The 13,623-nt window shown below is 38.5% G+C and carries 11 protein-coding genes and 1 tRNA gene; 5 read left to right on the top strand and 7 right to left on the bottom strand.

What is annotated here, in order from left to right:
- Window positions 1–55 precede the first annotated feature (55 nt).
- Window positions 56–382 (top strand): hypothetical protein, encoded by a 327-nt coding sequence (locus tag HCN54_RS06300; protein ID WP_167597019.1) that lies wholly within the window; start codon window positions 56–58, stop codon window positions 380–382.
- An 82-nt stretch (window positions 383–464) separates the two neighbouring features.
- On the opposite strand, the gene trxB is transcribed toward HCN54_RS06300, so the two are convergent.
- Window positions 465–1,421, bottom strand: a complete 957-nt coding sequence (trxB, locus tag HCN54_RS06295; protein WP_167597018.1) for a thioredoxin-disulfide reductase — start codon at window positions 1,419–1,421, stop codon at window positions 465–467.
- Window positions 1,422–1,665: 244 nt separating this feature from the next.
- Here trxB and HCN54_RS06290 point away from each other — a divergent pair, with 244 nt between their 5' ends.
- Window positions 1,666–2,796 carry a PQQ-dependent sugar dehydrogenase gene (locus tag HCN54_RS06290; protein WP_167597017.1) on the top strand — a complete coding sequence of 377 codons (1,131 nt, stop codon included), beginning with the start codon at window positions 1,666–1,668 and terminating at the stop codon, window positions 2,794–2,796.
- Window positions 2,793–3,245, top strand: coding sequence for a cytochrome c (locus tag HCN54_RS06285; protein WP_317172007.1), 453 nt, complete (start codon window positions 2,793–2,795; stop codon window positions 3,243–3,245). Before HCN54_RS06290 ends, HCN54_RS06285 begins: the two co-directional genes overlap by 4 nt.
- Here HCN54_RS06285 and HCN54_RS06280 read toward each other — a convergent pair whose 3' ends face one another.
- The gene (locus HCN54_RS06280; protein WP_167597016.1) at window positions 3,246–3,692 is read right to left on the bottom strand and encodes a hypothetical protein; all 447 of its coding nucleotides are present in this window, start codon (window positions 3,690–3,692) and stop codon (window positions 3,246–3,248) included.
- 223 nt (window positions 3,693–3,915) lie between these two features.
- Between HCN54_RS06280 and HCN54_RS06275 the strand changes: the two genes are divergently transcribed.
- Window positions 3,916–3,990, top strand: a tRNA-Pro gene (locus HCN54_RS06275).
- Window positions 3,991–4,064: 74 nt separating this feature from the next.
- Here the strand turns inward: HCN54_RS06275 and HCN54_RS06270 are convergent.
- Window positions 4,065–5,330: an alginate export family protein gene (locus HCN54_RS06270; RefSeq protein ID WP_167597015.1), complete on the bottom strand. Its 1,266-nt coding sequence runs from the start codon at window positions 5,328–5,330 to the stop codon at window positions 4,065–4,067.
- A 153-nt stretch (window positions 5,331–5,483) separates the two neighbouring features.
- On the opposite strand from HCN54_RS06270, the gene cobA reads away from it, so the two are divergent.
- Window positions 5,484–6,251 carry a uroporphyrinogen-III C-methyltransferase gene (gene cobA / locus HCN54_RS06265; RefSeq protein ID WP_167597014.1) on the top strand — a complete coding sequence of 256 codons (768 nt, stop codon included), beginning with the start codon at window positions 5,484–5,486 and terminating at the stop codon, window positions 6,249–6,251.
- Here cobA and HCN54_RS06260 read toward each other — a convergent pair.
- The 4 genes from HCN54_RS06260 to HCN54_RS06245 all read right to left on the bottom strand — a co-directional run bounded on the left by HCN54_RS06260 (window position 6,245) and on the right by HCN54_RS06245 (window position 13,619).
- The gene (locus HCN54_RS06260; protein ID WP_167597013.1) at window positions 6,245–7,684 is read right to left on the bottom strand and encodes a rubredoxin; all 1,440 of its coding nucleotides are present in this window, start codon (window positions 7,682–7,684) and stop codon (window positions 6,245–6,247) included. The two genes, cobA and HCN54_RS06260, sit on opposite strands and share 7 nt — an antisense overlap.
- Window positions 7,681–11,205 (bottom strand): nitrate reductase, encoded by a 3,525-nt coding sequence (locus tag HCN54_RS06255; RefSeq protein ID WP_167597012.1) that lies wholly within the window; start codon window positions 11,203–11,205, stop codon window positions 7,681–7,683. The genes HCN54_RS06260 and HCN54_RS06255 overlap by 4 nt, the downstream gene beginning before the upstream one ends.
- A gap of 169 nt (window positions 11,206–11,374) precedes the next feature.
- Window positions 11,375–12,805, bottom strand: coding sequence for a NarK family nitrate/nitrite MFS transporter (locus HCN54_RS06250; protein ID WP_167597011.1), 1,431 nt, complete (start codon window positions 12,803–12,805; stop codon window positions 11,375–11,377).
- Window positions 12,806–12,941: 136 nt separating this feature from the next.
- Complete coding sequence (locus HCN54_RS06245; protein ID WP_167597010.1) at window positions 12,942–13,619, bottom strand: response regulator transcription factor; 678 nt, start codon at window positions 13,617–13,619, stop codon at window positions 12,942–12,944.
- Window positions 13,620–13,623: the final 4 nt, after the last annotated feature.

Raw genomic sequence — 13,623 nt, 5'->3', positions numbered from 1 at the left:
CATTCGTTTTTTTTTACATTTAACCACAATTTGCAACAAATATTAAATTTTATTTATGCGTCGCGTAATAGTTGATTTTAAAAAGCTTACCCCAGAGATTCTTGCGCTTCTGGTTGATAAGTACCCCTACGGATATGATGATGACCACATCATATCATTTAAAAATGCTCAAAACGAAACCATCGAGTGTGTAGAAGTACGCACTGCCGATACGATATACTTGGTGAAGGTGAGTAAAAAGTTAGAAACGTCAATGGAAAATTATGACGTTGAAGATTATGATGATGATGATCTAAACGAGCCAATTTCTGAAATCCCTGATAAAATGGATGAAGAAGATGAGGAAATGGTTGATGAAGAATCTGAAGAAGACGAGGATTAGAACGGTTCTTCAGTAATAAGCATAAAAAAAGCTCTTGCAAATGCAAGAGCTTTTTTTATTTGTAAGCATCTAATGACAATTATTATGCTTCAACTTTTTCCTCTACTGAAGCTAAATAACGTTCTGCATCTAGTGCTGCCATACATCCTGTCCCAGCGGCAGTAATAGCCTGGCGATATTCTTTATCCTGAACATCTCCACTCGCAAACACACCAGGTTTACCGGTTTTAGTAGATTTTCCGTCAGTAAGAATATAACCGGTTTCGTCCATTTCCAGCTGCCCTTTAAAAATGTCTGTATTCGGCTTGTGACCAATAGCGATAAATAGACCTGTGATCTCGATTTCAGATACTTCTTTAGTCTGATTGTTTATCATTTTCAATCCTTCTACTACTTGCTCACCTACTACTTCTTCAACTTCAGTATTATAAAGTACGGTGATATTCTTTCTTGAATTCACACGATGTTCCATTGCTTTTGAAGCACGCATCTCATCTTTACGCACTAGCATTGTAACGTGCTCACAAATGTTAGCAAGATAAGTTGCTTCTTCTGCAGCAGTGTCCCCACCTCCTACAATAGCCACACGCTGATTTTTATAGAAAAATCCATCACAAACCGCACAGGCCGAAACACCCCCACCGCGCAAGCGCTGCTCACTAGGTAACCCGAGGTAGCGCGCTGTTGCACCTGTTGAAATAATAACAGATTCTGCTTCGATCTCAGTAGTATTATCTACGGTAGCTTTATGAATGCCTCCTTCCTCAGAAGAAAATTCAACGTTGGTAATCATTCCTATACGCACTTCGGTACCAAAACGTTCTGCCTGTTGTTGCAACTGCACCATCATTGTTGGACCGTCAATTCCTTCAGGATATCCGGGAAAATTATCAACTTCAGTGGTCGTAGTTAATTGTCCACCGGGTTCCATACCTGTGTAGACTACCGGTTTCAAATCTGCTCTTGAAGCATAAATTGCTGCGGTGTAACCTGCAGGACCAGACCCAATAATTAAACATTTAATACGTTCTACTGCCATTTTATTTAAATATTATCCACGTGCTGTGGAATTCTACATTTTTAATTTTTATTGAAAGATCGTCTTTAGACCTAAGACCATTAATTCTAGTGATCTAAACAAAAATAGTTTTTTAGCTATACTTATAAAGAAAAGTCAATCGCTAATTATAAGTCGTTATTAACAATGCAAATTTACACCGATGTTTGAATTCTACTATTAGGGATTGTTAGGTTTTCACTATTTTTAAATCAAAATTTCTTATATGAAAAACTTTAGCATTCTTCTTTTATCCGTGCTTACCACAGTAATCGCTTGTGCTCAAAACCCTAAAGAGGTTAAAGATAATGATGTACCTATTACAGTTTCTGAAGCCTACGAATACGAAGTCATTGTTCCTGACTTGATCAATCCTTGGGGAATTGTATTCTTGCCAGACGGAAGCTTACTCATAACAGAGAAATCAGGCGAACTAATTCACTTTGTTAACGGTGAGAAAATAACTATTGCCGGAGTTCCGGAAGTTTACAATCGGGGTCAAGGCGGATTATTAGATATTCAGTTGAGTCCGAATTATGAAAGTGACGGATTTATATATTTTACCTACTCTTCTACTGAAGGTGAAGCCAAAGGAGGAAACACTGCGCTTATGCGTGCGCAATTATCGGGTAATAGCCTTATCAATCAAGAAGTGCTTTATAAAGCTACGCCCAATACCACTAAAGGCCAGCACTGGGGTAGTCGTATCGTATTTGACGATGCAGGCCATGTATTTTTTACAGCCGGTGAACGTGGTGAGCGTGATATTAATCCACAAGATATCACTCGCGACAACGGTAAAGTGTACCGCCTAAATTTAGACGGAAGTATACCCACAGATAATCCATTCGTAGGAACTGAAAATGCTAAAGAGGCCATTTGGTCTTACGGGCATCGCAATCCGCAAGGGATGCTCATCAACCCGGAGACAAACGAAATTTGGGTGCACGAGCACGGTCCACGTGGTGGCGATGAAATCAATGTAATTAAAAAAGGTGCTAATTATGGCTGGCCGGTCATTACCTACGGAATCAATTACAGCGGTACAGATATTACAGACATTACCAAAAAGGAAGGAATGGAGCAACCTCTTTACTATTGGGTACCTTCAATCGCACCTAGCGGAATGGCAATGGTTACCAGTGATGCCTATCCAGATTTGAAAGGCAACCTTTTAGTAGGTTCTCTTAAGTTTGTTTATCTCGAAGCACTCTATTTAGATGAAAACAATTCAGTGATGAAAAGAGAAAAACTGCTGGACGGTATTGGTCGTGTGCGTAATGTAATTCAAGGCCCAGACGGCTTCGTTTATGTTGGTGTTGAAGGAGTAGGAATCGTAAAACTTGTACAAAATTGAAAACTGCATTAATTACACTCGCGAGCTTCGCAACCATTCTCATCTTTTCAGCGGCTAAAGGAAATCAAAGTTTTGGCACTAAGACGTCTATTTATATTCCTATTCAAAAGGATACCTCATTGCAAAACAGTATAAAACGAGGAAAGACCGTGTACGAGGACTTTTGTATGCAATGTCATATGGCGACCGGAGAAGGTATTCCGGGAGCATTTCCGCCTTTGGCGAAAGCAGATTATTTATTAAATAATAGAACCAAAGCTATTCACGCGGTAAAATACGGTTTACAAGGCCCTATAACCGTAAACGGAACCGATTATAATAGTATAATGGCTCCGTTAGGTTTGTATGATGACGAGGTTGCAGATGTTATGAATTACATCTTAAATTCCTGGGGAAATTCTTCAGATAAACCCGTCACCGAAAAAGAAGTTGCGGCGATAGAGAAATAGCTATTCAATACGTTTGTAGTTTTCAGAGAAAATGCGATTACCTTCTTCATCCACAGTGATTTGACTGTATTCATTCTCTGAAATCTGCAATTCGAATGTAAAAATACGTAGGGTGTCAATAACATTCATCATGCTCTCCGACCCATACTCTAGCGTTTCTATAAGCTGATCATCTGAAGCGACATAACTACCGTATCCAAACCATTCAACGGAATCTTTGGGTACATAGCGCGTCCACATCACGCGGTCTTTAGTATACATTTTTATTTGACGGTAACCATCAGTCGTTGCTACAGTATCAACGACTTCATTTTCGTCATAATGATAAAAATCTCTGAGTTCCCAGGTACCTCTGATTAAAACATCATTGTCCTGTTTGATTTCGGTTTGATTTGTACTGTAAACAGTACTCATCAAAAGAATAAGCGTTATTAAAGATAGTTTCATAATATTGAGATTGAGGAATTAAACAAATACTACCTTTAAGGTACAAAAAATTATTATTCAATAAACTACAACGTTATAATTTTAAAATATTTAAACGATTAACTTTATTTAATGAATATTCAATAATTGATATAAATTATAGTGGCAACGCAATTATAGGTTATATAGGATTAAAACTTTGAGGTCTGTTACAAATATTTATATTTGCAGCCTGCAAAAATTTCGGGATGTAGCTTAGTCCGGTTAAAGTGCGCGTCTGGGGGGCGCGAGATCGGAGGTTCGAATCCTCTCATCCCGACATTCTTTAAAAAGAAAGCCTGCTGACAATGATCTTCAGCAGGCTTTTTCATTAAATGATAGGTAACCACTTCCCTAGTCAAAATTATGATTAAATAACCTTGGATTGATAACAAGCATCGCCCATCCCCAATTGTTTGTATTTTCTGAAGCGACTCCATTTTTGATTAAAGACATATTTGATGAAGCAAACATATGCGAGTAGCCCAACTGTAATTTTACATTTTTGATCAACGGCTGCGTATAAACCAGATCTAATTCAGTTCCTAAATACTTATCTGTAGTTTCGGCTAATGCGCCATTTGAGGTAAAATAATGCAAGCCAGTAAGGAACGTAGCGCGTTCACCGGTTTTAAAAACAGCTTTTGCATGAAAATCGTTAAGCCCCACATTATTGGCGTGATTACCTACATAGAAATAATCCATAAACCCGTTGAATTTATGGTTGGTCCCATATAGAGGAAAAAATGATTTACGGTCTGAACTTCCTTGATCAGAACCACTTAGCAATTCGGCACCTACCCCAAGAAGCGTGCTACCTACTTTATATGTGGCGTTTAGTGCCAATTGATAAGCAGATAACGACTCATCTACAGGATAGGCTTCACCAAATTGATAATAAGCACTTCCTGATAACTTCAGCTTGGCTACAGGAAATGTAAAATAAGAGCCCACAGTTTGCGTATAATACACGCCATCTGCCTGCGTCATATCTTCTTGAACAAAACGCTGAAAACCTGTGTTTAAACCTAGTAAACTAAAGCTTGATTGCTCCCAACTATGCTTAAAATAAACATACTGCATACTCTTATAAGTAAAGAACCCCGGGATGTTGTATGTAGTACCTAAAATAGATTCACCTTGCTGACTAAAAGCAAATCCCATATCAAGCTGTGTACGTTCTTTTTTATATTTTAAAAGAGCAGCATCGTGAAAACGACCTTGCATAGCCCAATCTAAACCTCCAAAAATGCGTTGGTCGTCATAAGAGATCAATTGTCTTCCCAACTTGGTAGACCAATGGGTACCTAGTTGAAGTTCTGCCCAAGCTTGAAAGAGCATAAACGAATCATTACCATCAGCTGGCAAAATCTGTCTTGTATCGCCCCAAGTGCTCACATCTTGAACTGCAATAAAAAGTTTGAGCTTTTCGGCTGAGTAATTAAAATTTAAACGTGCTCGTTGTCTTACAAATGCTGCAGGTTCTGCATTGTCTGGAAAAAGCGTAGTAAACCCGTGGCGGTATTCAAAGCGTTGCCGTAAATCGGCGTCAACAGTAAACTCCTGTGCTCCCATTTGAAACATGCAGAAGAAAAGCAGAGTAATGGTAATGTTTTTCATAATAGCGTTTTAAAATTCCCATTCAAATATATTTTAAAATTTGATTTATTACGTATTAATACTTAATTTTATTCTAATTATTTGAGATAATTAATTTGAATCACAATTAATTACAGAGATTTTAATAAAATAATACGTATATATATCTAAATTATGAATACAGGAAAACTCATACTACTCGGTGCCGGACCCGGCGATCCAGAATTACTGACGCTAAAAGGTTTAAAAGCATTGAAAAGTGCAGATATAGTGCTTTATGATGCATTAGTTAATCCCGAAGTATTAAAACACTGCAAACCGGAAACCGAATTTATTTTTGTTGGAAAACGCAAGGGGTGTTATGCCTATCACCAAGATCAAATAAACGATCTTATTGTAGATAGAGGCCAGAATAATGCTATAGTGGTGCGTCTTAAAGGTGGTGATCCATTCATTTTTGGTCGCGGTGCAGAAGAAATGCTATACGCTGCTCAACGCGGAATATCGGCAAGCGTAATCCCAGGAATCTCCTCGTGTAATGCTGTACCTGCATTACAAAATATACCGATCACAAAGCGAGGTGTTTCTGAAAGTTTTTGGGTGATAACCGGTACGACCAAAGCGCATAAGTTATCTAAGGATGTGGAGCTCGCTGCTCAGAGTAACGCTACTGTAGTAATACTTATGGGTACTTCTAAACTCAATGAGATTCTGGACTTATTTAAAGCTCAAAACAAATATGAACTGCCCGTAGCCATTATTCAAAATGGCAGTTTAAGTAATGAAAAAATAGCCGTAGGAACGGTTAATACCATTGCTCAAATTTACAAAGACAAACACCTGAGTAATCCTGCTATTATTGTTTTAGGCCACGTAGTGAATCATAGAGATCAGATGTTGCAGATCGCGCGGCAAGTAGAAACACTACCGAGTACTTACTGATTCAATTCTGCCATAAAAGATATTTTACTAAAATTCTCTTTTGGCCCCTCACACAACGAGCAACAGTATTCGTTGGGTAGTTTTTCAAAAAGTACTCCAGGTTGTATGTTTTGCGTCTGATCGCCAAATCTATAATCATAAATTGTTTGACACGAATTGCACTGATACACCGCTACTTTAATAGTTTGAAGTTTTGGAGCACTTACTTCTTTTACAGGTTTTTTATCTCCTAAATTTTTAAAATACATTTGGCTAAGTTCCATCAATAAGGCGGGTAATTCAGCCTGATCTACATCTTGAACGTGCACAATATAATCTTGCGTATTGGGATCAAAATCCCGAGCATAAACAATATTAAAGCTAGCTCTGGCTTCAAATTCAACCGGTAAAACATCGGGTTTATTTCTTTCGATAACAATTGATGTAAAATACGAACCGCTTCGATCAAAGTCTGCAATGCCAAAGGTTAACCCATAAGTGCTGATGTCTTGTTTATTGAATGAGTCAACTAAAAACTGTTTTAAATTCAAAGCCATTTCATTCGCAACCGGCAAATGCCAATTGAGCTCAAGCATACTGTGCCTAACATTGATTCCTGATAAACCTAAGAATTTTTCCCAAGCCAGTTTATCTTCCGAAGGAATTCCTTTAACTATAAATGATTTAAAGGGTGTTAGTGCGATTTTGCCAATTCTAGAGGTTACACACAAATCACATAATCCTTTTAAAAATTTTATGTCATACTTGTTATTTCGCCAATACAAGCCTAACCAATACTTGCCAGATTGCATACGGTTCATTCCTTCACAATAAGGAAAAGGTTGAAAATCCATCGCTAAAGGAGATGAAACCGTTTTGTTATTTAAATCGGTAGCATCGATGACCAGATCAAAAACCATCTCAACATTCTGGGGTTCTTCTTTCAGAATTCTTTCAACAGCTTCTGCTATCTGTGCCAAATCCCAACTGTAGATCAATACCGGATACATCTGTATTTTTTCCCAATGCGGAAGACGCATATATAGATACCAATAATCTTCTTGTTCAGAAGCGATAAAATTCAAGTGTCCTGTAAACAAGGGCACTACGCGCTGTTTAGGATCTACAATATTAATTTTAAGCTTTGGTGTATTCTGAAACTGTTCGAGAATATATAAGTAACGATCTCCGGTAAGCCAATGGGTACTTGCAAACAGGTCACTCGTAACATAAGAACTCATTATATTCTCAACCCGATCGCCATCAGGAGTCACCAGTCTAAGACTTGAAGAATTATCTACTATTTTATTTTGAGTTAAGAACAAAATATCCTGTCGAGACCCAAAAGCAATAGTGTCTAGATCTAGGCGCTCTGCTTGATCTAGAATAATTTTTAACTCACCGGGAGACACCACTCCTCCTTTTACAATAACTCTTGAAAATTGCTGTCTCATAGTTTTACAGTAGCTTCGGTTAATAACTCACGTACTTCGGTTTTACAGCTTCCGCAGCCTAGTCCGGCCCCGGTTTGATCACAAAGTGCAGTAAAATCTGTGCATCCCTGTCTTATTGCTTCTTCAATATTGCCGCATCCCACCTGACTACATGAACAAATAAGTTTACCTTTTACCGGCTCTTGCTTGGTTGCACCTCTAAGTAATAATTCACGTTTTTCTGCCAGTTCAATGCGGCTATCAATTAAATTCTTGAATTCTGCAAACTCTTGCTTGTCCCCCATCAAAATGGCTCCTACGAGTAAATCATCTTTGATGATGCATTTTTTATAGTATTGTTTTGAGACATCCATAAAAATAACTTCCTCATACGAAGGATCATTTTTAGGCACACTCACCTGTCCTATACTACAGAGGTCCAAATCTTCAAACTTGAGAATATTCATCAGCACAGAGCCCTTATAGGGATTGCTAATATCGCCTGCTAAATAGTTAGCCAGAATATTAGCCTGTTCTTCAGCCGCTGCGGTGATTCCAAAAGTTTGGTTTCTAAATTCTGCTATTTCCCCAAGGGCAAAAATAGAGGCATCTGAAGTTTGCATATACTCATTTACGCGTAGACCTTTACCCATTTTTAATCCAGCCTTGCGTGCAATCTCAATATTAGGTCGCGTACCTACGGCATAGACAATTGCGTTAGCTTCCAAAACTTTTCCACTTTTTAGAGTGACCTCTAAACTATGACTTTCTTCCGCGTCAAAAACCGTACTCACTTCATTGTCAAAATAAATCTGAATTCCGCGTTGCTGCACATTGTTTGCAAGCATATTACTGGCTATACTATCCAATTGCCGCTCCATCAAATATGAGGAGCGCTGAATGATGGTTATTTTAACTGATTTATGCCGAAGCGCCGCGGCCAATTCAAGTCCTAAAAGTCCGCCTCCTACGATCACGACGTGTTGCTGATCATTAGGAATTCCCGACTGCATCAAATACTTTTTAAATCGATCTGCATCAAGTTTATCCCGCATAGTAAACCTACCCGGAAGATCTAGTCGCACATCTGTAGGAACAAAAGCCCTGCTTCCGGTGGCGATGATTAATTTATCGTAGGCGTGATAAATACCTTGACTGTCTTTTAAGGTTCTCGATTTCTTATCGATATCAACAATAGAATTATTCTTAAAAAGTCTGATATCTAATGTAGAAAGGTGTTGCTCTTTTATTTTAAGCAACTGCTCCCAAGATAATTCTTCAGTGATATATTCCGGCAGGAGCACCCGATTATAAAAGGGATGCGCTTCTTTTGAAAAAACACAAATAATATCTTGTGTATTGCGCGCTCTATAGTTTTGAATAAAGCGAAATGCAGCTGCTCCCGAACCTATAACGACGATTTTTTCTCGCTTTTTAGTATACTTTTCCACACGCACCGCAGTAAACTTAAAGTCTGGTTCTTTGCTCTGAGGGTCCACCATATTTTGCGTCAAATTATTGGTGCGATTGAGATCAGAGGCTAACTTTTTTCCCCAATGCATAGGTAAAAACACAACGCCCTGTCGAATGGTATCAGTTAGTTTTGCTTTTACACGAACATTACCGTTTTCGCTAGCAACCTCACAAATAGTACCTTCTCTTATCTTTAGTTTAACAGCATCAACCGGATGAATTTCCAATACCGGTGTGGGATAATGCGTTTTTAAACGAGAAACCTTGCCGGTTTTTGTCATGGTATGCCATTGATCACGCACACGACCAGTAGTTAACACAAAGGGATATTCAGCATCAGGCTTTATAGAACGATTATATAAAGTAGAAGGAATATTAAATACCGCCTTTTTACTTGGTGTATAAAACTTTTTATCTTCAAACAAACGCGGTGTTCCGGTATGTCTGTACGTATTCACCGGCCATTGAAATGTTCCCTCATTTTTTAGACGATCATAATTCAGGTAAGAAATATCAATATTGGTGCCTTTAGTCATCGCGGCGTATTCTTGATATATCTCTGAGGTATTGTAGTAATCAAAGCCTCTGAACCCCATTTTTTGTGCAAAATCACAAAGTATTTCTACATCTGGCCTTGCCTCACCGGGTGCCTCCACAACCTTAGGCAAGTGCGAAATCCTTCGTTCTGAATTGGTCATCGTCCCTTCTTTCTCTAGCCATCCTGCAGCAGGCAAAATTAAATCTGCATATTGCAACGTATCTGATCGTTTAGAAATATCTTGGACCACAACAAATTTTGCATTTTGAAGGGCTTTATCAACCTTCCGCACATCTGGCAAACTCACAGACGGATTGGTGCAAATAATCCATACAGCTTTTAATCGTCCTGTCTCTAAGGCTTCAAACATCTGTGTTGCGGTGTAGCCCGGTTTTCCAGAGATCTCGTTAACACCCCAGAAATGAGCGACTTCGCGACGATGATTTTCATTCATCAAATCTTTGTGCACCGCTAATAAATTAGCCATACCACCCACTTCTCGACCTCCCATAGCATTAGGTTGACCAGTGAGTGAAAAAGGTCCCGAGCCCGGCTTGCCAACCTGACCGGTAATTAAAGATAGGTTTAAGAGGGCAAAATTCTTATTAGTACCTACAACGCTTTGGTTTAAGCCCATCGCCCACATACTTATAAAACCTTTGCTGATGCCAATAATATCTGCAGCCTTTTTTATGTCTGCCACCGGAACACCACATTTCTTTGCAGCTTCCTTTAAAGACAGTTGCATAACTTGAGCCCGATATTGCGTAAAACCTTCGGTGTGATTATCTATGAAATCTTTATCTACCAGACCTTGTTCTAAAAGTCTTCGGCCTATGGCGTTATATAGAATGATATCAGTACCGGGCAACAGCTGAAGATGTAAATCTGCATAAGCTGCAGTATCCGTTCGTCGCGGATCTACAGCTATTATTTTAACATCGGGATTCTTTTCTTTATGCGCTTCAATACGCCGAAACAGTATAGGATGGCAATACGCCGGATTTGCTCCGGTAATCAAAAAACAATCTGCCAGTTCAATATCTGCATAGGAAATAGGAACAGAATCTTCACCAAACGTCTTTTTATAGCCCACCACTGCACTACTCATACACAAACGGCTATTGGTATCAATATTATTAGTTCCTAAAAAGCCTTTTACAAGTTTATTGGCGATATAATATTCTTCGGTTAAGCATTGTCCTGAAACATAGAAGCCCACGCTATCCGGACCGTGCTGTTTGATAATGGATTTAAAAACATGTGCAGCACGTTCTAATGCAGTATCCCAATCTACCCGATCCAGATTAGGATGGGATTTACTCCAGCGCATTTGAGGATAAAGCAACCGGTCTGATGTATCATTTACCACATAATGCAGGTTTCTGCCTTTTGAGCACAGCATACCTTTATTTACCGGGTGGTCTGGATCACCTTCAACCGAAACTTTATTCTTAGAGTCTTTCTTTATGAGTAAACCGCACCCTACTCCACAATAGGAACAAGTAGATTTTATTGAGTTATCCTGCATAAACGAGAAATACGTTTGTTTAATGAATTACGAGCTCTGTATCAAATTTATCAAGGAAGTCTATAATTGGGCTACCGCAGATAAGTTTGCTCTACTAAGGTTAAAGTTTTAAGGGTATTATCAAAATTAAATGCGCTAAAATAAATTTTAAGAATACCCTCAATACTTCTTATGCATTAGACGGAATAAGGTTTTCTTGCCCCGAAAGCTTTAATTCTTCAATCGCATTCTTTTCATCTGCGGTAGAGAACTTTATAGCATAAGCTAATAGACCTATGACGAATACCATAATTCCTATAATGAAATACCCACTAGAAACTGCTGTTGCTGCAGCGTCTGACTGTGCTAAGCGAATGACCTCTTCACTGGCACCAGAATTAGCATTGATTGCTGCTTGCTCTGCAACTGCAGCTTTTGATTTTAAAAGCATTGCTGCTAAAAAAGCACCTACATTACCCCCTGCACCCACGATTCCTGAGATTGAACCAATGGCCTTTTTATTTATAAAAGGTACAACAGAGAAAGTTGCGCCTTCGGCCATTTGTACCGAAAGACTGAAAGCAACTAGAAAAATAATTCCTAACAATAGACTGGTAATGGTAGAAAAGGTAACAAGCATTACTCCCTCAACAGCCAAGATGGCCACAAGAAATAAAACACGACCACGAAGACCTTTTAATTTTCCGAAGCGGTCTCCAAAATACCCGCCAAGCGTTCTAGCGAATAAGTTCATCAAAGCAAAAGAGAGCACGATATTTCCGGCTGTTATGCGTTCAAGATTAAACGTATTTTGCAAATAGTCATCCATTGTCCCGTAAACGGTAAGCTCTATTCCAAAACACGCCGCATAGACCACAAATAAGATCCATACGCGGTAATCTTTTAAGGCTTCGAGAAAACCAACTTCATCCTTCTTTTTTCCTTTGATCTTTTTTCCCGCCGCTTTAATCTCTTTGAAATTTCCTTCAGGAGTATCTTTTGTAAAAAAGAAATAGACGATCCCCATTAAAAAGCAAATTACTCCGGCAATAACAAGCGAATACCTCCAGGCATCTGCTTCGGCAACACCTAAACCTATGATCGCTGCGGCTATAAGCGGCATAATTAAACGGTTGGCTCCACCTCCCATATTTCCCCATCCGGCAGAGGTCGCATTTGCAGTCCCTACTATATTAGAAGCAAACATCAGTGAGGTGTGTACCTGGGTGATCACAAAACTCGCCCCAATAAAACCAATAAACAATCTACATATTAAGAATTGTAAGGGTGTTTGCACAAGACCACATAGTATTACCGGTATAGCTCCAAGCAATAACAACCATGTGTAGCATAATCTTGGTCCGTATTTATCGCATAGTTTTCCTATAAGTAAACGGGCAAATACAGTACCTGAAACAGCAAGTATTACAGAGTTCCATTTTTGAGCAGGCGTAAGTCCTAAATCTCTAACCACATCGGGCATAAAGGGCACAATACCAAACCAAGCGAAAAAACATAAAAAGAATGCAATTGATGTAATCCAAAATGTTCGCATTGGAACACTGGTAAAATCTCGAAAATTTAGGCGCGTTGCCTTAGCTGAAGTGATTGTTGTTTTCATAATTAAGTATTTATACTCACAAATATAAGTATATATACTTAATGAAAATACGTAGTTCCAAGTTTTAAGGAATCCCTAATGACTTTTAAATCTGAGTGTTGAGTTTTATAGATATTCTATTAATCCCGCTGTCGTATTAAGAAATATTGAATGCTGAAACCTTATTCGCCAACTCCATAAGGTTTTTAACTTCTAATTTTTTCATCAAATTGAAACGATGCACCTCACAAGTACGTTTGCTAATATTAAGCTCCTCGCCTATTTCTTTATTACTCTTTCCTTCGAGAACCAAATTTAATATTTGCTGTTCACGCTTGGTAAGACTAAAAGCATCAGCAACAGATTCTTTCTTGGTTTCTTGTTTAGATACAGAAGACACATTACCATTCACAAAGTTGTTGATTATTATAGAGGAGAGTTCGCCTGCAAAATACTTTTCGCCATTTTTAATCGTATTTAAAGCCTTTATAAATTCTTCTTTACTTGAGCCTTTAAGCAAATATCCGTCTGCACCTGCTTGAATGGACTGCAACACATATTCTTCACTATCGTGCATAGATAAAACCAAAGTCTTTACAGGAATAGCTTCGTTTTTTATAGCTTGTACTACTTCAATGCCATTCATTTCAGGCATTCTGATATCTACAATAAGTAAATCTGGAGTGGTCTCTTTGATAACTTGTAATGCTTCTTTACCATTTGAGGCTTCATCTATGACCATAATTTCATGCTCTTCTTCTAAAAGCGCCTTTATACCATCGCGTACTAGAACGTGATCATCTGCTAGTATAACTTTAAGTGTTTCAGTATCCATAGGG

It is taken from the genome of Leeuwenhoekiella sp. ZYFB001 (genome assembly GCF_011784865.1).
In the GTDB taxonomy this organism is placed as follows: Bacteria; Bacteroidota; Bacteroidia; order Flavobacteriales; family Flavobacteriaceae; genus Leeuwenhoekiella; species Leeuwenhoekiella palythoae.
The sequence above is the reverse complement of the archived record's forward strand: the minus strand, read 5'-3'. Positions and strand labels throughout refer to the sequence as shown.

What these genes read in the sequence shown, in the direction of transcription:
- HCN54_RS06300 (WP_167597019.1), top strand. Translation starts at nt 56, where the DNA reads ATGCGTCGCGTAATAGTTGATTTTAAAAAGCTTACCCCAGAGATTCTT.
- trxB (WP_167597018.1), bottom strand. Translation starts at nt 1,421, where the DNA reads ATGGCAGTAGAACGTATTAAATGTTTAATTATTGGGTCTGGTCCTGCA.
- HCN54_RS06290 (WP_167597017.1), top strand. Translation starts at nt 1,666, where the DNA reads ATGAAAAACTTTAGCATTCTTCTTTTATCCGTGCTTACCACAGTAATC.
- HCN54_RS06280 (WP_167597016.1), bottom strand. Translation starts at nt 3,692, where the DNA reads ATGAAACTATCTTTAATAACGCTTATTCTTTTGATGAGTACTGTTTAC.
- HCN54_RS06270 (WP_167597015.1), bottom strand. Translation starts at nt 5,330, where the DNA reads ATGAAAAACATTACCATTACTCTGCTTTTCTTCTGCATGTTTCAAATG.
- cobA (WP_167597014.1), top strand. Translation starts at nt 5,484, where the DNA reads ATGAATACAGGAAAACTCATACTACTCGGTGCCGGACCCGGCGATCCA.
- HCN54_RS06260 (WP_167597013.1), bottom strand. Translation starts at nt 7,684, where the DNA reads ATGAGACAGCAATTTTCAAGAGTTATTGTAAAAGGAGGAGTGGTGTCT.
- HCN54_RS06255 (WP_167597012.1), bottom strand. Translation starts at nt 11,205, where the DNA reads ATGCAGGATAACTCAATAAAATCTACTTGTTCCTATTGTGGAGTAGGG.
- HCN54_RS06250 (WP_167597011.1), bottom strand. Translation starts at nt 12,805, where the DNA reads ATGAAAACAACAATCACTTCAGCTAAGGCAACGCGCCTAAATTTTCGA.
- HCN54_RS06245 (WP_167597010.1), bottom strand. Translation starts at nt 13,619, where the DNA reads ATGGATACTGAAACACTTAAAGTTATACTAGCAGATGATCACGTTCTA.